This is a genomic window from Vibrio sp. 1874, from assembly GCF_033344395.1.
GTDB classification, from domain to species: Bacteria; Pseudomonadota; Gammaproteobacteria; order Enterobacterales; family Vibrionaceae; genus Vibrio; species Vibrio alginolyticus.
The window spans coordinates 200,389-221,744 of record NZ_JAWPOR010000006.1 but is presented as its reverse complement, the minus strand read 5'-3'; the positions used below and the strand labels follow the sequence as shown (position 1 = coordinate 221,744).

Genomic DNA, 21,356 nt, shown 5'->3' with positions numbered 1-21,356 from the left:
CTTGCACTTTTGGCTCAGGGATTAGGAGTCCAAGATAAGATCGGCATTTTCTCGAACAACATGCCGCAATGGACGATCGCTGATATCGCAGCACTGCAATTACGCAGCGTGACAGTACCTATTTACCCAACCAATACTGCCGCTCAGTCGGCGTACATCATTAACAATGCAGACGTCAAAGTTCTGTTTGTTGGTGAACAGCCTCAATTTGATGCAGCCGTGAGCATTTTCGACCAGTGCGAACAGTTAGAGCTCATTGTTGCGATGTCTGATGATATAGAACTTGGCGATCATGATTTCGTTATCTCTTGGCAAGCATTTGTTGCCAAAGGCGACACTACATATCAAGTTGAATTGGACGCGCGTTTAGATCAGGCAAAAGAAGATGATCTACTCACGCTGATCTACACCTCGGGTACAACAGGCCAGCCAAAAGGCGTTATGTTGGACTACGCAAACATTGCGGCGCAATTGGAAGGGCACGATCAGCGCTTGAGCCTTTCTCAAAGTGACGTGTCATTATGTTTCCTTCCGTTGTCACACGTATTTGAGCGCGCTTGGACCTTTTATGTATTGTACAAAGGGGCGACCAACTGCTATTTGCAAGACACCATGCAAGTACGTGATGCACTGAGCCAGGTGCGACCTACCGTGATGTGTGCCGTACCGCGTTTCTATGAGAAGATCTTCTCTGCGATTCATGAGAAAGTGTCTCGCGCGCCGATTCACCGTAAGATCATGTTTACTTGGGCAGTCAACATGGGCGCAAAAATGGCCGCTTGTCATCAAGAAAAACGTCAGCCATCGCTCTTGCTGCGTAAGTCATACGCTTTGGCGGATAAGTTGGTTCTGAGCAAACTGCGTGCGCTACTTGGCGGGCAAATCAACTTTATGCCTTGTGGTGGTGCAAAGCTGGATGAAACCATCGGTCGATTCTTGCATGCGATTGGTATCAACGTTAAGTTGGGCTACGGCATGACTGAAACCACGGCGACAGTATCGTGTTGGGATGATAAATGTTTTAACCCCGACTCTATTGGTATGTCGATGCCTGGCGCACAGGTTAAGATCGGCGAAAACAACGAGATTCTGGTTCGTGGTCCAATGGTGATGCGTGGCTATTACAAAATGCCAGAAGAGACGGAAAAGACCTTTGATGAGCACGGTTTCCTAAAAACGGGCGACGCTGGTTACATTGATGAAAATGGCAACTTGTTCATCACCGATCGTATCAAAGAGTTGATGAAAACTTCAGGTGGTAAATACATCGCTCCACAAATGATTGAAGGTGCGATTGGTAAAGACCACTTCATCGAGCAAATCGCAGTCATTGCGGATACTCGTAAGTTTGTTTCTGCGCTTATCGTGCCTTGCTATGACTCGCTAGAAGAGTACGCGAAAGAGCTGAATATTAAATATCACGATCGCGTTGAGTTGATTAAGCACCACCAGGTGGTCGAAATGCTTGAGAAGCGTGTGAACGATCTTCAAAAAGAGTTGGCAAAGTTTGAACAAGTGAAGAAGTTTAAATTGTTACCAAGAGCTTTCTCTATGGATGATGGTGAGTTAACGCCAACTCAAAAACTTCGTCGTAAAGTCATCAATGACAAATACCAAGATGAAATTGAAGAAATGTATAAGGAAAAGTCGGATAAAAAGTAACTTAAGCTGACTTAGATTTTATATTGATGAAAAAATCCCCAGTGATGTGATCGCGCATTGCTGGGGATTTTTGTTTGTATTGATTTTTTCTGTTCTGCTCGTCAAATAACGCTATTTCGCACCCTATAGCTAAAAGCTTATGAAATAATGTTCTTTTTTTGAGCGTTAACTTTTTAGGTTGTACTGTGAAATAGGAGATGTGTGGCTGCTATTCCTACTAACATTCTAATTACTAGTATCTTGTTTAAAAAGTAGATCAATCTCTCATTAGACCCTTTGATAATAAAACGTTACATTTGTTGGGTAACCTTGCGGGATGTTATGACGAACGCAAGACATAGCCGAAAACGTGGAAGTATTTCGATTAGGCTACGAATAAGACCTAGACTATGTAAAACCAGACCAATCCGTTGACCTTACGGTGAGGAAACTGGCTAAGGAGAGCAATTATGACAGCAATGTTGTCAGGCGCAGAGATGGTGGTTCAATCTCTGATAGAAGAGCACGTAGAGCAGATCTTTGGCTACCCAGGTGGCTCTGTTTTGGATATCTACGATGCACTGCATGCCAAAACCGATCAAATCAAACACGTACTTGTAAGGCATGAGCAAGCCGCCACTCATATGGCAGATGGTTACGCTCGAGCTACCGGTAAACCGGGTGTCGTACTTGTGTGCTCGGGGCCGGGCGCGACCAATACCATTACGGGTATTGCAACAGCGTATATGGACTCTATCCCAATGATCGTTATCTCGGGTAACGTACCGAATAGCCTAATTGGTAATGATGCTTTCCAAGAGTGTGACATCGTCGGTGTCTCCCGCCCAGTGGTCAAACACAGCTTTTTAGTAAAAAAAGCGGAAGATATTCCTGAAACAATCAAAAAAGCGTTTTATATCGCGACTACAGGTCGACCTGGTCCAGTTGTGATTGATTTGCCAAAAGATGTAATGAACCCGCAAATCAAACTGCCTTATCAATATCCAGAAACGCTTTCAATGCGCTCTTACAAGCCGACAACTTCGGGCCATAAAGGCCAGATTAAAAAAGCGCTTAAATCGCTATTAGAGGCGAAAAAACCAGTGCTTTATATCGGTGGTGGTGCGGTGATTTCTGGCGCCCATGAACATATTTTAGAGCTTTCCGACAAACTGAACCTACCCGTTGTGAGTACTTTGATGGGCTTGGGGGCATTCCCGGGTACACATAAAAACTCACTGGGCATGTTGGGTATGCACGGCACTTACGAAGCTAATATGGCAATGCATGAAGCCGATCTTATTTTTGGTATCGGTGTGCGTTTTGATGACCGTACAACCAACAACCTTGAAAAGTACTGCCCAAACGCAAAAGTGATGCATATTGATATCGACCCGTCATCGATCTCGAAAAACGTGAAAGTGGATTTGCCGATCGTAGGTTCTGCGGAAAAAGTGCTGACAACCATGCTCGGGCTGCTTGCAGAGCAAGGTAGTGGAAATGATCAAGATGCTATCACTGCATGGTGGGATGACATTCAAGTATGGCGTGACCGCAACTGCTTGTCTTATGAAACGTCTCCAGAACGAATCAAGCCACAGCAAGTAATTGAAACGCTGCACAAGCTAACTAATGGCGACGCATATGTGGCGTCTGATGTGGGCCAGCATCAGATGTTTGCGGCGCTGTACTACCCATTCAATAAGCCGCGCCGTTGGATAAACTCTGGTGGTCTTGGCACCATGGGATTTGGTCTTCCGGCTGGTATGGGCGTGAAGTTTGCCATGCCACAAGAAGAGGTCGTGGTTGTGACTGGTGACGGCAGTATTCAGATGAACATTCAAGAATTGTCGACAGCCATGCAATACGACATTCCAGTGAAGATCATCAACCTGAACAACCGATTCTTAGGCATGGTAAAACAGTGGCAAGACATTATTTATCAAGGTCGTCACTCTAATTCTTACATGAGTTCTGTTCCTGACTTTGCAGCGATTGCAGAAGCTTATGGTCACGTCGGTATTCGTATCGAAACGCCTGATCAGCTCGAAGAAGGGCTACAAAAAGCGTTGGATATGAAAGATCGTCTGGTGTTTGTGGACATCAACGTAGACGAAACCGAACACGTATACCCGATGCAAATCAAAGGTGAGGGTATGGATAAAATGTGGCTAAGCAAAACGGAGAGAACTTAATATGAGACACATTATTTCATTGCTATTGGAAAACCAACCGGGTGCGTTGTCTCGTGTTGTTGGTTTGTTCTCTCAACGTGGTTACAACATTGAATCTTTGACGGTATCACCGACTGATGATGAAACCCTGTCGCGAATGAACATTACCACGACATCTGATGAGATGCAGTTGGAACAAATTCAGAAGCAGTTACACAAACTGATCGATGTGCTGAAAGTACAAGAAGTCACCGAGTATGAGCACATTGAGCGTGAACTGATGATGGTGAAAGTGAAAGCCAGTGGTTTTGCGCGAGCAGAAGTGAAGCGGACGGCAGACATCTTTCGTGGCCAGATCGTGGATGTCACGGCTTCCCAATACACCGTACAACTTGCGGGTACGAGTGAAAAGCTAGATGCCTTCATTCAAGCGATATCCGAAGTGACCGAAGTTGTCGAAGTTGCTCGTAGTGGTGTCGTTGGCATTGCGCGAGGAGAGCGAGCTCTCAAACCTTAACTCTCTGATTGCATATAGAAAAGCCACTTAATCTAAGTGGCTTTTTTGTTTAGAAAATAACAATTAATGATATAATTGTCGTTTTAGTAAGCATGATAGGCATTAGACGTGTGAAAGTACCTAAGCGAGTCGGCACCTTATTGGCGACAGCACTATTTTTTAGTGCACTCACTGCCGCTTACTACTATCAGAAATATCTGACATTGTTAGAAAACAATGTTGAGAACACCGCTCAAGAAGCGTTACATCAATTGGCCTATACTGGCCGTGAATACAGCAATATTCAGGATCAAATCGAAACGATCAGTGACCTACTTGGTCACAGCCAAAGTCTGTATGAATATCTGCGCCAACCTAACCGGGTGAACCGTTCCATCTTAGAAGACATGTGGATCTCGGTCGCAATCAATCAAAAGTTGTATAAGCAAATTCGCTTTCTTGATGTTTCTGGTCGAGAAAAAGTGAGGATTAATTATGATATTGAAACAGGCGCTGCGTTGCCCGCGATCAAATTGCAAAATAAGTCAGAGCGAGATTACTTTCAATTCGCTAAGAACTTAGACGATGGCGAAATCGCTTCGTGGGGGATAGGTTTAGAACGAGAGTATGGCGAGTTAGTCTATCCCTATAGTCCGTCACTGCGTATTTTGATGCCTATTTCGCTTAACGGAAAGCGCGAAGGGTATCTTGTGCTTAATGTTGATATTGACTATTTATCCTCTCGACTCAACTATTCGTCAGTGCTTGATTTCCATATTGAGCTGATTAAGAGTGACGGATTTTACATTGATAGCCCTAAATCAGCTCGTTTGTATGGCCATATAATTCCCGCTCGCTCTCAATTTAATTTTGGCCGGATGTACCCAAACATTTGGCGTAGTTTAAATTCAAAAGATTCGGGCTATGCTTACAATGGTTCGAATTTGGTCGCGTATCGCACCATCCAGTTTGTTTCTAGCGAACCTCTTCATCTGGTTATTGATCTTACCAATGAGCAGTTATTATCCCGAGCTCAGAGGGACATTGATGACTTAATCCAAGAAGCGTTTTTTGTTCTAAGTTTGGTGCTCGGCTTCACTTTGCCGACGGCAGCCCTTGCTCTGCATTATCGGCGTCATAGTATGGAATCGAAGTTGGCTCGAGCTGCTCTTGATGGTATGACTGCGGTGATGATCTCGGATGCTTCACATAGAATCATCATGGTTAATCAAGAGTTTGAAAACATGATGGGTTACTCAACCAAGCATGCCCAAGGTTGGAGTGCACATCATTTAATTCTCTTACCTGAAGATCTCGAAGCAAACCTGAGTATCTGGAAAACACTGAAGAGTGAACACGTATGGGAAGGGGAGATTCGTTGTCGAACTAAGTTTAATCAAGTCTTTACTGCAATAATGCGTATTCAGGCGAATTTAACCAAATCAGGTAAAGTGAGTTATTACATTACGTCGCTGGTGGATATCTCTGGGCAAAAAGAGTTAGAAGAAAAATTACGAAACCTAAGCGAAAAAGATGGCTTGACGGGGTTGTGGAACCGCCGAAAATTTGAAGAGCAATTGGCGCAATATGCGGGGATTATTGAACGCTATCCTGATAGCCCTCCTGCTTGTTTGGCGTTGTTTGATATTGACCACTTTAAACGTATTAATGACGAGCTTGGCCACGACGAAGGAGACAAGGTGATTTGTAGTGTCGCAGAAACCCTCCTAGAAGAAGTCCGCAGCACAGACTTTGTATCTCGTGTCGGTGGTGAGGAATTTGCAGTGATCATGCCGCATACAACACTAGAAGAGGCTGAAATTGTATTGAACAGGCTACGTGTCGCGGTTCAAATGCGTAGTGATAGAGGCATTACTGTCAGTGCTGGGTATAGTGATTTAACCTCTGATCGTACAAGAACGTATAAATGTGCTGATATTGCTTTGTATGAGTCAAAAAGTGCAGGGCGTAACTGCGTATCGCTATGTCATAGTTATGATGATATTGCTTAGTGCTTTTACAAAAACGAAAAAACGGGGATAGACCCCCGCTTTTTAGTCTCAGCGTTATTCGCTAGCCAGTATGCGACATTGGTTGTCGATGGCGGCTTCGATACACTGTATTGACTGTCTCAAATAACGCTCTAGATAACCTAAAGCATCCTGACTCTTTTTGTCTAGCGATGCCTTCATCAGTATTTCTTGCTCATCGAGATTACAGTGCCCAGGGTTCCCTGTGCCTAAAATCTGCATCGCGAAGTATTGGTAGCGTTTAATTTGCGTGAGTAGATCGCGGAAAAACCCAAACATATTGACAGAGCCAGCACCTTCAAACAGCGCAGTAAGAAACTGATTTTGGCGCTCTTCCCATTCCCTCCAACAAAAGCTTTCGCCAGGTTTTACTCGGGATAACTTGTGATAAGCAGTTAGTACATCCAGTTCCCATTTTTCATCGCCAATCATAATTGCCTTACTGAGTAAGCATGCGGAGACCATTTGCAGGCTTTCGTACAAGTCATGTAACTCATCTTTACATACAGGTGCAACCCAGCAGCCTTTTTGCGGCTCGAGTTTGACGTATTTGCTCCAAGATAATTGCACCAATGCTTCTCGAATGGGTGACGCTCCTACGTTGTACTTCTCTTTGAGTTCGGCAACCACGAGTTTTTGACCTGGTTTAAGCTCGCCATCGAGAATATCCTGACGGATCATTCTTAATACTTTGTCGGTAAGAGTGGGACTAGACACATACACCTCATAGAAACTTTAATCGTGACGATAAAATTAAACAGTACGAAATTCTGATAGAGGTAAATAATACAATTAGCCTATTATGAGAGCAAGAAAGCCATATAAAAAAGGAGGGCATAAGCCCTCCTTCTCAAGAAACTGAAGTGTTAAAAGTTCAGTCTTATAGCACGTGTACAGAAGCTGTGTTCGTAGTACCTGAAGCAACTAGAGCGCCAGAAACCATAACAACGATATCGCCTTTGTTACCTAGACCTGATTCTAGAGCAAGTTCTTTACCCGCTACGTAGAATGCGTCAGTGCTTTCGATTGAATCAACAACTACAGGAGTAACACCTTTAGTTAGAACTAGCTGTGCAGCAGTTTTCTTGTTAGTTGTTAGCGCTAGAATGTTTGCAGTTGGGAAGTACTTACGTACTGAACGTGCAGACTTACCGCCTTCAGTTGCAACAACGATAAGTGGAGCAGCTAGTTTCTCTGCTGTGTCTACTGCGCCTTTACATACTGCTTCAGTGATGCGTAGACGTGGGCTGTCTAGACGAGAACCTAGCTCAGCTTTTAGCGCTGAATCAGTACGGTTCGCGATTTGAGCCATGATAGTTACCGCTTCAACAGGGTATTTACCTTTCGCCGTTTCACCAGAAAGCATTACTGCGTCAGTACCGTCCATTACCGCGTTAGCAACGTCGCCTGCTTCCGCACGAGTAGGACGCGGGTTGTTGATCATAGAATCAAGCATTTGAGTTGCTGTGATAACCATCTTACGTGCACGGTTACACTTCTCGATCATCATTTTCTGAGCGAAGATTACTTCTTCAGCTGGGATTTCAACACCTAGGTCACCACGAGCAACCATGATGCCGTCAGAAAGCTCTAGGATCTCGTCGAAGTTATCAACACCTTCTTGGTTTTCGATCTTAGAGATGATGTGGATGTTCTCGCCGCCGTTTGCAGCAAGTACTTCACGGATTTCTTGAACGTCAGACGCTTTACGAATGAAAGAAGCTGCTACGAAGTCAACGCCTTGCTCACAACCAAATTTAAGGTCGTTCTTATCTTTTTCAGATAGTGCAGGTAGGTTTACAGAAACGCCAGGAAGGTTAACACCTTTGTTTTCGCCTAGTGCACCGTTGTTAAGAACTTTACATTTAACTTCAGTTTCAGTCTTAGAGATAACTTCCATCTCGATTAGACCGTCGTCTACTAGGATAGTGTTACCTACGTTTAGGTCTGCTGCGAAACCAGCGTAAGTTACTGCAACTTTATCTTTGTTACCTACAACTGAAGTGTCAGTTGTGAAAGTGAATTCTTGACCTGCTACTAGATCAACATCGTTACCGCCTTCTAGCTTGATAGTGCGGATTTCTGGACCTTTAGTATCTAGAAGAATTGCTAGTGGTTTGCCAGTAGCTTCCATTACTTTACGGAAGTTCGCGATACGAGTGCCGTGTTCTTCGTAGTCACCGTGAGAGAAGTTAAGGCGCATTACGTTCATGCCTGCGTTAACTAGTTCAGTTAGCTTCTCTACAGATTCTGTTTTAGGGCCAATCGTACATACGATTTTGGTCTTTTTCATGGAAGATACTCTCCGGTAAGTATAGTTACAATTTGAAAGTCGGTTATTTACTCTGAAGTCAGGACGTTTTTGATGACATTTAGTACCTGTCACCCACCGATTTTTCGTCTCATTATTAGAACTTCAGATTCTGAAAGTCTTTCACCAAGTTTAGTCATTTTATGACTAAAAGATCGGCGATTTTGGTTACCTTTTTGTGACTAATCCCACTTTATATGCAGAAAGTTGCAAAAAAATAGCCTTCAATTCTGTAATTTTTTTTCTTTTCGGTGGCGAATTCTACCACTGAATGAATCCAATATCACTGTTTAAGAATTGTCTTAGGACAAGGTTTTATCGAGAAATATTAATTTTTTGGATCGAAATAAATGGACTTAAAAGTTTCGGTTTGACTATAATAAGTTTCACATCGAAACTTAAAATCAAAACTTAAATGTCGAAACGAAATACTCAATTAAGAAGACACGCCATTTCTAACTTGGTTTCTGAACTAGGAGAAGTCAGCGTTGATGAACTTGCTCAGAAATTCGAAACCTCAGAGGTCACGATTAGAAAGGATTTAGCTTCTTTAGAGAAAAACGGCCAACTTCTACGCCGCTATGGCGGTGCGATTGCTATCCCAAAGGAAGTCATTCACGAAGAATTGGGCGCTAATGTTTCGACTCGAAAGTTAAGCTTAGCAAAAGCAGCAGCATCATTGATTCGCGATCATAATCGCATCGTGATCGACAGTGGCAGCACGACTGCCGCGCTGATTCAACAGTTGAATGACAAACGTGGCTTAGTGGTCATGACCAACTCGTTGCATGTTGCTAACGCCCTAAATGAATTAGAGAGCGAACCGACACTGCTGATGACTGGCGGTACTTGGGATACGCACTCAGAGTCCTTTCAAGGCAAAGTAGCCGAATCTGTATTACGAGCTTACGACTTTGACCAACTATTCATCGGTGCGGATGGCATCGATCTCGAGCGTGGAACCACGACATTTAATGAATTGGTTGGCTTAAGTAAGGTAATGGCAGAAGCGTCACGTGAAGTGATCGTAATGATCGAGTCCGAAAAAGTCGGCCGTAAGATCCCAAACTTAGAGCTCGCTTGGCATCAAGTTGATGTGTTGGTGACCGATGCAGATATCCAAGCAGAGCATAAAGTACAGATTGAACAACATGGCGTGAAAGTCATTTGCGCCTAATAATGTAATCAGTTTCATATTTTACTTCCCTCTGGATAAAGGCCTTTGCTTGCTGCCTCTATTTGAAATCATGGCTAGGGAAGAACAAAACTACAAACGGAGATAAACACATGTGTGGAATCGTAGGTGCAGTAGCACAACGAGATGTTGCAGAAATTTTGGTTGAAGGTCTACGCCGCTTAGAGTACCGCGGTTACGACTCTGCTGGCGTTGCGGTTGTTGATGGCGAATCAAACCTAACGCGCGTTCGTCGCTTGGGTAAAGTACAAGAATTGGCTGATGCAGTAGAAGAAGCAAAAGTGATCGGCGGAACTGGCATTGCGCACACTCGTTGGGCGACGCACGGTGAACCTTCTGAAATCAATGCTCACCCACACATGTCTGGTGATATCGCAGTGGTACATAACGGCATCATCGAAAACCATGAAGAGCTGCGTGAGCTGCTTCAATCTCGTGGCTACGTGTTTGAATCGCAAACGGATACAGAAGTTATCGCACACATGGTTGAGTGGGAACTTCGTACTTCAGAAACGCTATTAGAAGCGGTACAAAAAACAGCAAAACAACTTGAAGGCGCATACGGCACCGTAGCGTTGGATCGCAAAGATCCTTCACGCATCGTAGTAGCGCGTTCAGGCAGCCCGATCGTGATCGGTTTTGGTGTGGGTGAAAACTTCCTAGCGTCTGACCAACTTGCATTACTTAACGTTACGCGCCGTTTCATGTACCTAGAAGAAGGGGACGTAGCAGAAATTACTCGCCGTGAAGTCACTGTGTTTGATGCAACGGGTGAGCCAGTTGAGCGTGAAATTGTTGAATCTAATGCAGAGCATGATGCAGGTGATAAAGGTCAATACCGTCACTTCATGCAAAAAGAAATCTATGAGCAACCTAAAGCGTTGATCAACACAATGGAAGGTCGTATCACGTCAGATTCTGTTGTGACAGATGCGATCGGTGTGCACGCGGCAGACATTCTAAGCAAAGTAGAACACGTACAAATCGTGGCGTGTGGTACGTCTTACAACGCAGGTATGACGGCACGTTACTGGTTTGAAGACATTGCAGGCGTGAGCTGTGATGTAGAAATCGCGTCTGAATTCCGTTACCGCAAGTTTGTGACTCGCCCAAACAGCCTATTGATCACGTTGTCTCAGTCTGGTGAAACCGCTGATACGCTAGCAGCACTTCGCCTAGCAAAAGAGAAAGGTTACATGGCGGCGATGACCATCTGTAACGTAGCGGGTTCCTCTTTGGTTCGTGAATCAGATTTTGCATTCATGACTCGCGCTGGCGTCGAAATCGGCGTGGCTTCAACCAAAGCGTTCACGACTCAGCTTTCTGCACTACTTATGCTGGTAACAGCACTGGGTAAAGAGCAAGGTCGCATCAGCAAAGAGAAAGAAAAAGAGATTGTTGAAGCGCTACACGCACTTCCTAAGCAAATCAACGCGGCACTTTCTTTCGAGAAAGAAATTGAAGCACTAGCAACGGATTTTGCAGACAAGCACCACACATTGTTCCTAGGCCGTGGCGAGTTCTACCCAATCGCGATGGAAGCGTCTCTAAAACTGAAAGAGATCTCGTACATCCACGCAGAAGCGTACGCGGCGGGTGAACTGAAACACGGTCCTCTGGCCCTAATTGATGCTGACATGCCAGTTGTTGTGGTTGCACCAAGCAACGACCTACTTGAAAAGCTAAAATCAAACGTTGAAGAAGTGCGTGCGCGTGGCGGCCTTCTATACGTATTCGCAGATGCAGACGCAGGCTTCGAAGGCGATGAGACAATGAAGATCATCACAATGCCTCACGTTAGTGAAATCACGGCGGCGATCTACTACACCATCCCTATGCAGTTGCTGTCTTACTACGTAGCACTGATCAAAGGTACGGACGTAGACCAACCACGTAACCTAGCGAAAGCGGTGACGGTTGAGTAATTACGCTTAACAGCAAAAATCCTGAGCGGCACATGCGAGAGTATGTGCCGCTTTTTTATTTAAACCCATTTTAAGGTTTGTGAGTTATTGACCCAACTGGTGAGCGGTTAGAATTGCAGAGTAGACATTTTCTGCCGTCACTGGGAATGGCATATTGTGGATGGTTTCTCCCTCGGCCGTTGAGGCTTCGGCGACCTCGCGCAACTTAGCGTGGTTAAGCTCTTTAACGCCCATATCAAATAAGTTGGTTGGTAGACCTACAGAACGGCAGAATGCAAGAACCGTATTAATCTCTTCCATCGCTGCGTTTTCTAGTACCAGCTGAACTAGTGTGCCGAACGCGACTTTCTCACCATGATAGAGATGATGACACTCTTCAAGCTTAGTTAGGCCGTTATGAATAGCGTGAGCACCCGCTAGACCACTGCTTTCAAAACCGATACCGCTTAGGTATGTATTGGCTTCAATAATGTTTTCTACCGCTTTGGTGCTCACACCATTTTCTACCGCAGCTTTTGCTTTTACACCATCTTCAAGCAAGGTTTCATAGCAAAGTTTCGCAAGCGCTTGTGCTGAACGCGTCGCTAACCCACCAGCCATTGTTGCCTTACCAGAAGTCATGTTGGCACGAGCTTCAAAGTAGGTGGAAAGCGCGTCGCCCATCCCCGATACAAGTAAGCGAACAGGGGCTTTGGCGATGACTGACGTATCCATGATGACCATGTCTGGGTTTTTAGGGATCATCAAATATTCTGCAAATTCACCTTCAGGTGTGTATATCACCGCAAGCGCTGAGGTTGGCGCATCAGTCGAGGCAATCGTAGGAACCACCACGACAGGAATTTTGGTGTAAAACGCAACAGCCTTTGCTGTATCTAACGTTTTACCACCACCAATACCGACAATGACATCGTGTTTCTGAGTGGCACAAATGTCCGTGATGCGTTCAATCTCAACGCGCGAACATTCGCCACCAAAAATGTTCATAGTGAGTGGAAGCTTTTCGTCAGCAAAACTTTGCTTGACGTCATCACCAACCAGGTTAGTCACGAACTCATCGGCAATTACTAACGGACGTTCACCCAATGTTTTTACATAGTGAGCGATAGATGTAAGTACTTGTTCACCTTGGACGTATTTGCTTGGGCTGATAATAATTTTGTCCATAATTCAAACCTTTAACCTTTTTTATGTGTGTTTTGGACTGCAATGAATATCCATTGTAGGGATAAGGTTTATATTAGGTTTGGTGTGGTAAGTGGTGAAGGATATCTCTGGTTTTGTTCCATGCTTTTATGACCTCTGTGTCAAACCGACTGTCAGAAGTAATAAGCATCAGCATGCTTTATGGCGACGATCACTATTCAGGACAATTTGTCGTTTTACGTTTCATATTGAAACAAAAATGCCGAAGTTTTTGTTTCAATATGAAACAGATTGATTTTTGTTGAGCACGCTTTTTCTCTGTTTAAGATGAATTCATACCCTACATAAAAATATAAATGGAATGAGATAGAACGATGAAAAAGTTAATTAACCAAGTCGATGATGTTGTATTGCAGCAAATGGAAGGCCTGGCATTGTCCCGCCCTGAGCTAAAAGCCAACTACGAGCCTCGTTACATGTGGCACGAGGAAACGCCGGGGCACGTGGCACTGGTTTCTGGTGGTGGCTGTGGTCATGAACCTTTGCACGCTGGTTTTATTGGTAAAGGCATGCTGACAGGCGCCTGCCCAGGAGAGGTATTTACTTCACCTACGCCTGATCAAATGTACGAATGTGGTAACCAAGTGAATACCGGTGAGGGGGTGCTGTTTATCATTAAAAACTACACCGGAGACGTGTTGAACTTTGAAACGGCTGTGGAGCTGCTTCATACCGATGGTATCAAAGTTGGGTCGGTGTTGGTGGATGACGATGTTGCAGTCAAAGACAGCCTATACACCGCTGGTCGCCGTGGCGTTGCTGGAACGGTATTGGTTGAAAAGTTAGTTGGGGCTGCCGCGAACAAAGGTTATTCGCTGGAGCAATGTGAAGCACTGGCTCGTCGTGTGAATAATCACTGTCGTTCATTTGGTGTGGCACTTAATGCTTGTGTTGTACCAGCGGCGGGTAAACCATCTTTTGTTCTGGAAGATGATGAAGTTGAGTTTGGTGTTGGTATCCATGGTGAACCAGGTATCAAGCGAGTGAAATACACCGACGCCGATACGTTAGTGGATGAGATGTTTGCTGAAGTTGCTGAAAACACGCCTTATCAGCGCACATTGCGTATTTGGAATCGTGACGAAGGTGAATGGGATGAAGTGGAATCCAGCATTGAGCCTTTCGCCGCTGAACACGACTACATCGTGATGGTGAATGGTATGGGTGGTACGCCAACTTCAGAGCTTTACGGAGTGTACCGCCGTCTGGCTCATAACTGTGAGCAAGCAGGGTTCCGTATCGTGCGTAATATGGTTGGTAACTTCTGTACGTCACTCGATATGGAAGGCGTTTCGATTACGTTGCTGAAGGCAGACAAAGAGATGTTGGAGCTGTTTGATGCTCCTGTCGATACGGCCGCGATCAAGTGGTAACAGGGGAGAGCAAACATGCAAATTGAAAAACAACATATCGTTCACTGGCTAGAGTTATGTGCAAAAACGTATCAAGAGAATCAAGATTTTCTGACCGACCTTGATCGTGATATTGGTGACGCCGACCACGGTCTCAATATGAACCGTGGCTTTAAAAAAGTTGCTGAAAAACTGCCGCAATTTGCGGACCAAAATATCGGCAGCATTCTCAAGAATACGGGCATGACCTTGCTTTCTAGTGTCGGTGGGGCAAGTGGCCCGCTGTATGGCACGCTGTTTATTCGCACGGCTGCCGCTGTCGGAACCCGAGAGCAACTAACGTTTGAAGAGTTGGTCGATGCACTAAAAAGCGGTGTGGATGGCGTGGTGTCTCGTGGTAAAGCAGAGCTGGGTGATAAAACCATGTGTGATGTTTGGTTACCCGTTTTAGTTAGCGTGAAGGCGTCGTTAGAAAATGGCATGAGCGCCGATCACTTACTGAATGAAATGGTTGAACTAGCAGAAACGAACGCGGTTGCCACGATTGAAATGTTGGCGAAAAAAGGGCGAGCAAGCTATTTAGGTGAACGCAGTATTGGTCACCAAGATCCCGGTGCAACCTCTTCTTTGTTAATGATTAAAGCACTACAGCAGGCAATAGCAGGTAATTAAGATGGTGGGAATTGTAGTTGTATCTCATAGTCGTCGACTTGCCGAAGGGGTGGCAGAACTTGCCACCCAAATGACGCAAGGCAAAGCCAAGCTTGCGATTGCTGCTGGGATTGATGATCCAGAGAACCCGATCGGAACCGATGCCATTGCCGTGATGGAAGCGATTGAGCAGGTACAAGATCAACAAGGGGTTGTTGTGTTGATGGATCTTGGCAGCGCGTTGCTTAGCACGGAAATGGCTCTGGATCTGATTGATGATCATGTGAGGGAAAATGTCACCCTTATCTCGGCACCTATTGTTGAAGGAACCATGGCGGCGTCGGTGGCTGCCGCCGCCGGACTGCCTTTATCGACGGTAGTCGAAGAGGCACAGAATGCGTTAAGCGTAAAACAAGAGCACCTTGGTGATCAGCCACTAACATCCGCTGAGATAGCGCCAGTATCAGAAAACTTTGAGCAAGAACGGACATTTGATTGGGTAGTGCAAAATCCGCATGGATTACATGCTCGTCCCGCTGCGGCCATTGTTGGTGCACTCGCGCCTTTCGACTGCCAATTATGGTTGAAAAAAGGCGAGCGCCGTGTGAACGCGAAAAGCTTGAACAGCATTGCGAAACTTGGCGTTCGTAGTCAAGAGACGATCACCTTATGCGCACTTGGACCTCAATCCAGTGAAGCAATCAAGGCATTTGAATCCTTAGCTTATGAGCACTTCGGAGAAAAAGAGGCGGTTGAGCAAGGCATTGTCGAACCTGAAGAAAGTTCAGATACTCTGCTCGATGGCATGGCCTCAAGTCAGATTGAAGGTGCTGTTGTTGGTATTCGAGTCAATGACGGTATCGCTACTGCTCCTGCTGTCCTTTTTACTCATGAAATGCCAGCTGTGCCTGAACGTGATTTCCAAAGTGAACAAGATGAAATTGAACGGGTTAAGCGTGCGATAGGTGTGGTTTTTCAACACTTGCAGGAGCAAGCGAAGCAGCCGAAAGGGGAAATATTTTCCGCTCATAGCATGATGCTCAGTGACCCAGAATTATGGGCATCGGTCGAGTCGCGAATTCAAACGGGCATGATAGCCGAGCAAGCTTGGGTAGAATCACTGCAAACGTTGGCCGAAGAGTTTCGCCAGGCAGAAAGTCAGTACATGCGGGAACGCGAAGCAGATGTGCATGATATAGCACGCCAAGTTATGGTCGAAATGACAGGCGTAACGCCTAATGCCATCGACATTCAGGAACCGAGTATTTTGTTGGCCCGCGACCTGATGCCTTCTGATGTGGCCGGGCTTGATAAATCGAAAGTGCTTGGTATCTGTTTGAGTGAGGGAGGGAAAACCTCTCACAGTGCGATTCTTGCCCGTGCGATGGGGATTCCTGCCATCGTTAAAGCTCAGGGCTGCCTTGATGCTGTGCGTGCTGGTCAAGTGGTGACTATTGATGGCTTTCGAGGGCATTTATGGTTCTCTCCTTCAGATGCCATACAGCAGGAATTAGAAGCGCAACAAATTGAGTGGCAAAGCACCCGACAAAGTGCACTAGCGAGTGCTCAGCAAGCCGCAGTCACCTGTGATGGTGTCCATATTCCAGTATTCGCCAATATTGGTGGACCGAAAGATATTGATGATGCACTAACATCAGGAGCTGAGGGCGTTGGTCTATTTCGGACTGAGTTTCTATTTCAAAATAGTGATGAGTTGCCGACTGAGGAAGCGCAATATCAAGTGTATCGTGATATTGCTGCCGCACTTGGTGATAAGCCACTTACGATTCGTAGTCTAGATGTTGGCGGTGACAAGCCTTTAGCCGCTTATCCTATGCCAGCAGAAGATAATCCATTTTTAGGTTTGAGAGGGGTGCGGTTGTGCCTTCAACATGAGTCATTGTTTACCGCTCAACTTCGAGCCATTCTGAGAGCCTTTCACGAGCAACCGAATATTCAATTGATGATACCGATGGTGGCTCAGGTTGAAGAAGTGAGAAAAGTAAAAGTGCTGTTGGCGCATCAAGCAAACCAACTCGGCTTGGATGCGACTCATTTGCCCGTTGGTATTATGATTGAGGTGCCAGCCGCGGTATTAAATGCTGATGCGTTAGCCCAAGAAGTCGACTTTTTCTCTATCGGCACCAATGATTTGACTCAATATGTTATGGCCGCCGATCGAGGTAACGCCGCTGTTGCTGAATTGGTGAACTACTTTGAACCATCGGTACTAAAAGCCATTGAGCTCACGTGTGCAGCAGGCGATCGCGCGGGCATACCGGTTAGTATGTGTGGTGAGATGGCTGGCGATCCAAATGCCACAGAAACATTGCTTCGCGTGGGGTTGCGAAAATTCAGCGCCAGTGCGAGTCTGCTACCGGGACTAAAAGCGCAGATTCGTCAGTTGTCTGTCGATGTTTAGTCGATACCTTATCGTTAGTACACCTGTACCGGCGTGCTTACGCCGGTTTTACTTTTGTTATAGGAACGCCAATTCACGACTTAATACAGCTTCATTTGCTCCTGCAGCCCAAACTTATTAATTTTTCTCCATAAGGTCGTGCGGCCAATTTGCAATGCTTTCGCCATATCATGCATTTTGCCATCACACTGATTCCAAGCCTGAACAATCGCTCTTCTCTCGGCTTCTTCTAACGTGATTACTGGCGTATTTTCTGCGGTATGGCAAGAATTCAGTTTAATGTCTTCAGGAATATCGTTCAGCTTGATTAAGTTGGAACTGCGGTTAAGCAAAATTCGCTCAGTTCGGTTTCTTAATTCAGAGTTGTTGCCTGACCAACGAAAATTCATCAACGCTTCCAGTGCGACTGGCTCTATCGAGATCGTCACATTGTGGCGGCGTTCATAATGGCTGATAAGCTGCTGGACGAGAAATTCAATGTCTTCTTTACGCTTTCGTAGTGGCGGAATATGCAGCTCGTTCGAGGAGATTTCATAATAAAGTTGCCGACCAAATGAGCGCTGAGTGACATACTCGCTGATCTCTGAAGCGGTGCTCGTGATAAGTTGAAAGTCTACGGGGATCAATCGCAAACTGTCGCTGCGGCTGACGAGCCCAGTTTTTAACAACTTAAGTAGCACGGCTTGTAAATCGGGCGACAGATATTCCACCTTTTCTAAAAAGAGCGTACCGCCATGGGCGAGCTCAAACTTTGAAGGCATGCCTTGCCCTTCGTCATACCCCAGAGTTTCTTTGACCAGTTGCTCTGTATTGATGGAGCGGCAGTTGAGCGTAATGAACGGCCCTTCTTTGTAGGTGCTTTCGTTATGAATCGCCATGGCGAGAGTGGCTTTTCCTACACCTTCTTCACCCGTAATTAGAATCGGTGATTTGGACTTTATGGCCCGTTTTGCCACGGTAATGACATGCTTCATTTTTCGTGAAATGACGGGCAAAGTGCTGAACGTATAGCGCGCACTGCCACCTATTTGTTGTTGAGCAAGTTCGCGAATTTTATCGATAGGGTGCAAGAACAATAAGTGTGTGCCGTCGTTGAGTGGACGCAAGGTGATGATCGCCTCAACAAACTCGCCACGAACCTCTACCGTTGTGAGTTTACGGTTTATGCTCGCACCTGACTCAATACTAGTAAGGACATTCGGTGGGAAGCGCAAAACAGAAAAGACTTCTTTATCCAAGACCTGACTGGCTTCAATGTTTAACAAACGCTCGGACTGGTGATTTACCATGGTGATGCGATTTTCTTCATCCCACGCTAGAAGGCCGTCATCCATGCACTCTAACGTTGCGTTATGCGCACAAGTGAGGCGGTTCATGTTCTCTTGTTCCGACTGAATGTGGATTTGCAAGCTGACTTCTTTCGCGCTCGACGCGATGATGACTAAGTCTTCTTTCTTATAGCTTTCCGCTTTTCTGAAAAGGCATGTTGTACCGCGTAATTTGCCAAATTGGTCGAAAACAGGCGCCGCTACAGAGGCATAAGAGTGCAAGTGGCGATTGAAATGTTCGGCGGCAAAAACTTCACACGGGATATGAGTGTTGATACAGAGATTGACTGCATTTGTGCCTATCTTTCCTTCGGAGAGAAAACAGCCTTGTTTTATGCCGAGCGCTTGCATCTCTTGTCGCAAAGAGTCGTGCCCGACGGTGGAGAGAATACAGCCGTTGCCATCGGTTACCATCAACACCAGGTCTTCGTCACCAAGCATATCGTACGTATCTTCAAGTACGGTCGTGGCGCATTCGATGAGATGCTCGTTGCGCTTCATTAGAGATGAGAAGGTAAATCCAGAAGCAATATGTGGTTTTGACCAGGTGTAAGGGCTGCATTGCTTTATGCAACGCTCCCACGACTCGAGGACGGGAGTGCGGGAAAATTCTGGAGATACCCAGTGGTGTTTCTGGAAAAACTCCCACTTAGTTTTAGTGTCTTCGATTGAAAGCATGCGATACCGTTTCAATACTAGCGATAGATTGGTCTGATGTTACAGAGACATCGGAATATGGACTGTGATGGCTTTCACGCACGTTGTATAGAAGAATGTGCAAAAAGGGGGGCGAGTTGAGGAGGCTTCCGTGCCAGTTTTTCGATTAAAAAGGGCTGTCTTTGCCGAGCTCATTGCAAATCTCGACAATGGCAAGTGAGAGCCCTGACTTAATGATTTGTTGTTGACGTTGCAGTTGTAGCTGATAAAACTCAAGGTCGATGTCGTCATCTGGTTCGCTGACTTCCAGTTGTACCATGCCCATTTTCTTCACCAAGTGCAGCTTCTTAATTGGTTCTAGAATATTCGGGTCAGTGAATTCGTAATCTGAAGCGTCACTATTGAGTTGGTTTTTGAGTTTGATGATGTCTTCGATGTCGTGGTAAATGTCATCGGGGAGCACTCCCAAGCCAAACAATAACTTCAAACGAACAGACAGATCGCCCAGCGGTCCAGAGTCTTGTAGCAGCGGACCGACAACCGATTGAACAGCGAAGTTATCTTTACGAAAGATTCTTTGCACCAACCCGTCGATCGAATCGTTAAAAACGTCGACTGCTGCAATGAAAAAGCCTCGTACCGATGGTGCGCTGTTTAATCGCTCAATGATCTCGGTTTCGTTGATGTTATCTGCCATATACTGAATACATTTCTAATTATTAGCTATCCCAACTCTTCAAGCAGAGAAGGACATAGAAGGGGAGCCGAGCTCCCCTAGGTAAATCAAAGTGGGTTGTAAAGTGTCTCGATTTGAGCCACTTCATCGCTGTCTTCTGCAAGACCTGTGTATGTCGCTAGCGTCTTCTTCACACCCACTTCTTTTAATGAGTTTTGTAGCTCTACGGCTTGTGGGTCAGTGTCGTTAGTGTACTTCAACGCAGCGGCAATGCCTTTCAAAAGTGTTTGATTTTCAGTGCCATACTCAATTGTACCGAGTAAAGGCTTCACTAATCTATCGTTTGCACCCAATTTTCGAATTGGTTGACGACCTACGCGATCCACCTCATCCACTAAGTATGGGTTGGCAAAGCGTCCTAAAATCTTCTCGATGTAGGCGTTGTGCATGTCACGGTCGAAGCCGTAACGTTTGATCAGCACTTCACCACTTTCTTGCATCGCCTGTTTTACTTCAGCGTGAATGCTTGGGTCTTCAATTGCTTCAAGAATGGTACGATGGCCTTTCAAGCAACCTAGGTAAGCGGTAATGCAGTGGCCTGTATTGAGAGTGAATAGCTTGCGTTCTACGAATGCCATTAGGTTGTTGGTTCTTTCCATGCCAGCTATGTCAGGGATTTCGCCCTTGAATTGCTGCTCATCCACAATCCATTCGCTAAAACTCTCTACAGTGACTTCTAGTGGGTCATCGTTCGCCGCTTCTGCTGGTGGTACGATGCGGTCCACTGCGGAGTCGACGAAGCCAACTAGCTCGTCTGCTTTCGCGTGTAATGATTCATCCAAATGTTTGTACACTTCACCTTTTAGGTGAGTCGTGCCACGAACCATGTTTTCGCACGCGATGATGTTCAATGGTTTATCGTTACCTGCTGCAAAGCGTTTAGCAATGCCGGTAGCGATGGTTTTTGCAATGATGTCCAGTACGTTAGGGCCAACCGCTGTTGTTACCAAGTCGGTTTTTACAATGCGGTCGATGACATCTTCACTGGCTGAGTTTACCGCGGTGACGTGAGTTACTGTGTCGATTTGGCACTCAGTACCGACCACTTTTACTTTGTATTCTTGCTTGTGACTCAGTTGATCGACGAGTGGTGCGTCTACATCTGCAAATGTGACCTCGACTTCTGCGTCTGCTAATAGTTTACCGATGAAGCCACGACCAATGTTACCTGCGCCAAAATGAACTGCGTTTTTCATAATTCTTACCTACCAATGTCTAAAATGTTGACTTAC

The 21,356-nt window shown here is 45.6% G+C and carries 15 protein-coding genes; 9 read left to right on the top strand and 6 right to left on the bottom strand.

Annotation, left to right across the window (positions count from 1 at the left end; all coding sequences use genetic code 11):
- The 4 genes from R8N46_RS14070 to R8N46_RS14055 all read left to right on the top strand — a co-directional run.
- On the top strand, positions 1-1,662 hold a 1,662-nt coding region (locus tag R8N46_RS14070), incomplete at its 5' end, for a long-chain fatty acid--CoA ligase (RefSeq protein WP_318189657.1).
- Between the two features lie 449 nt (positions 1,663-2,111).
- Positions 2,112-3,836: an acetolactate synthase 3 large subunit gene (locus R8N46_RS14065; RefSeq protein WP_005379695.1), complete on the top strand. Its 1,725-nt coding sequence runs from the start codon at positions 2,112-2,114 to the stop codon at positions 3,834-3,836.
- 1 nt (position 3,837) lies between these two features.
- Positions 3,838-4,332: an acetolactate synthase small subunit gene (ilvN, locus tag R8N46_RS14060; protein WP_005379697.1), complete on the top strand. Its 495-nt coding sequence runs from the start codon at positions 3,838-3,840 to the stop codon at positions 4,330-4,332.
- 110 nt (positions 4,333-4,442) lie between these two features.
- Positions 4,443-6,323 (top strand): GGDEF domain-containing protein, encoded by a 1,881-nt coding sequence (locus tag R8N46_RS14055; protein ID WP_053306859.1) that lies wholly within the window; start codon positions 4,443-4,445, stop codon positions 6,321-6,323.
- A 54-nt stretch (positions 6,324-6,377) separates the two neighbouring features.
- Here R8N46_RS14055 and R8N46_RS14050 read toward each other — a convergent pair whose 3' ends face one another.
- Together R8N46_RS14050 and pykF are read right to left on the bottom strand one after the other, a co-directional pair.
- Positions 6,378-7,064: a GntR family transcriptional regulator gene (locus tag R8N46_RS14050; RefSeq protein ID WP_080659233.1), complete on the bottom strand. Its 687-nt coding sequence runs from the start codon at positions 7,062-7,064 to the stop codon at positions 6,378-6,380.
- A 157-nt stretch (positions 7,065-7,221) separates the two neighbouring features.
- Complete coding sequence (gene pykF, locus R8N46_RS14045) at positions 7,222-8,634, bottom strand: pyruvate kinase PykF (RefSeq protein WP_005392243.1); 1,413 nt, start codon at positions 8,632-8,634, stop codon at positions 7,222-7,224.
- 433 nt (positions 8,635-9,067) lie between these two features.
- On the opposite strand from pykF, the gene R8N46_RS14040 reads away from it, so the two are divergent.
- Both R8N46_RS14040 and glmS read left to right on the top strand, forming a co-directional pair.
- A complete protein-coding gene (locus R8N46_RS14040) occupies positions 9,068-9,829 on the top strand; it encodes a DeoR/GlpR family DNA-binding transcription regulator (RefSeq protein WP_151514452.1) in 762 nt (253 codons plus the stop codon).
- A gap of 110 nt (positions 9,830-9,939) precedes the next feature.
- Positions 9,940-11,772, top strand: coding sequence for a glutamine--fructose-6-phosphate transaminase (isomerizing) (gene glmS, locus R8N46_RS14035; RefSeq protein WP_005379702.1), 1,833 nt, complete (start codon positions 9,940-9,942; stop codon positions 11,770-11,772).
- A gap of 84 nt (positions 11,773-11,856) precedes the next feature.
- Here glmS and R8N46_RS14030 read toward each other — a convergent pair whose 3' ends face one another.
- On the bottom strand, positions 11,857-12,939 hold the full coding sequence (locus tag R8N46_RS14030) for a glycerol dehydrogenase (RefSeq protein WP_005379703.1): 1,083 nt from the start codon (positions 12,937-12,939) through the stop codon (positions 11,857-11,859).
- A gap of 353 nt (positions 12,940-13,292) precedes the next feature.
- Here R8N46_RS14030 and dhaK point away from each other — a divergent pair, with 353 nt between their 5' ends.
- The 3 genes from dhaK to ptsP are packed head-to-tail and all read left to right on the top strand — an operon-like array spanning position 13,293 to position 17,403.
- Positions 13,293-14,351, top strand: a complete 1,059-nt coding sequence (dhaK, locus tag R8N46_RS14025) for a dihydroxyacetone kinase subunit DhaK (RefSeq protein ID WP_213972398.1) — start codon at positions 13,293-13,295, stop codon at positions 14,349-14,351.
- 15 nt (positions 14,352-14,366) lie between these two features.
- Positions 14,367-15,002, top strand: coding sequence for a dihydroxyacetone kinase subunit DhaL (gene dhaL, locus R8N46_RS14020; protein ID WP_005379705.1), 636 nt, complete (start codon positions 14,367-14,369; stop codon positions 15,000-15,002).
- A gap of 1 nt (position 15,003) precedes the next feature.
- On the top strand, positions 15,004-17,403 hold the full coding sequence (ptsP, locus tag R8N46_RS14015; protein WP_104975837.1) for a phosphoenolpyruvate--protein phosphotransferase: 2,400 nt from the start codon (positions 15,004-15,006) through the stop codon (positions 17,401-17,403).
- 80 nt (positions 17,404-17,483) lie between these two features.
- On the opposite strand, the gene dhaR is transcribed toward ptsP, so the two are convergent.
- The 3 genes from dhaR to R8N46_RS14000 all read right to left on the bottom strand — a co-directional run bounded on the left by dhaR (position 17,484) and on the right by R8N46_RS14000 (position 21,320).
- Entirely contained in the window at positions 17,484-19,409 is a 1,926-nt protein-coding gene (gene dhaR, locus R8N46_RS14010; RefSeq protein WP_213972399.1) for a dihydroxyacetone kinase operon transcriptional regulator DhaR, read from the bottom strand.
- Positions 19,410-19,554: 145 nt separating this feature from the next.
- Positions 19,555-20,085, bottom strand: coding sequence for an MltR family transcriptional regulator (locus R8N46_RS14005; RefSeq protein ID WP_005379708.1), 531 nt, complete (start codon positions 20,083-20,085; stop codon positions 19,555-19,557).
- Between the two features lie 86 nt (positions 20,086-20,171).
- Positions 20,172-21,320: a mannitol-1-phosphate 5-dehydrogenase gene (locus R8N46_RS14000; RefSeq protein WP_213972400.1), complete on the bottom strand. Its 1,149-nt coding sequence runs from the start codon at positions 21,318-21,320 to the stop codon at positions 20,172-20,174.
- Between the last annotated feature and the right edge of the window lie 36 nt (positions 21,321-21,356).

Bases quoted from the DNA above. Each gene is read 5' to 3' on its own strand.
- R8N46_RS14065 (WP_005379695.1), top strand. From the start codon at position 2,112: ATGACAGCAATGTTGTCAGGCGCAGAGATGGTGGTTCAATCTCTGATA.
- ilvN (WP_005379697.1), top strand. From the start codon at position 3,838: ATGAGACACATTATTTCATTGCTATTGGAAAACCAACCGGGTGCGTTG.
- pykF (WP_005392243.1), bottom strand. From the start codon at position 8,634: ATGAAAAAGACCAAAATCGTATGTACGATTGGCCCTAAAACAGAATCT.
- R8N46_RS14040 (WP_151514452.1), top strand. From the start codon at position 9,068: ATGTCGAAACGAAATACTCAATTAAGAAGACACGCCATTTCTAACTTG.
- glmS (WP_005379702.1), top strand. From the start codon at position 9,940: ATGTGTGGAATCGTAGGTGCAGTAGCACAACGAGATGTTGCAGAAATT.
- R8N46_RS14030 (WP_005379703.1), bottom strand. From the start codon at position 12,939: ATGGACAAAATTATTATCAGCCCAAGCAAATACGTCCAAGGTGAACAA.
- dhaK (WP_213972398.1), top strand. From the start codon at position 13,293: ATGAAAAAGTTAATTAACCAAGTCGATGATGTTGTATTGCAGCAAATG.
- dhaL (WP_005379705.1), top strand. From the start codon at position 14,367: ATGCAAATTGAAAAACAACATATCGTTCACTGGCTAGAGTTATGTGCA.
- ptsP (WP_104975837.1), top strand. From the start codon at position 15,004: ATGGTGGGAATTGTAGTTGTATCTCATAGTCGTCGACTTGCCGAAGGG.
- dhaR (WP_213972399.1), bottom strand. From the start codon at position 19,409: ATGCTTTCAATCGAAGACACTAAAACTAAGTGGGAGTTTTTCCAGAAA.
- R8N46_RS14005 (WP_005379708.1), bottom strand. From the start codon at position 20,085: ATGGCAGATAACATCAACGAAACCGAGATCATTGAGCGATTAAACAGC.
- R8N46_RS14000 (WP_213972400.1), bottom strand. From the start codon at position 21,320: ATGAAAAACGCAGTTCATTTTGGCGCAGGTAACATTGGTCGTGGCTTC.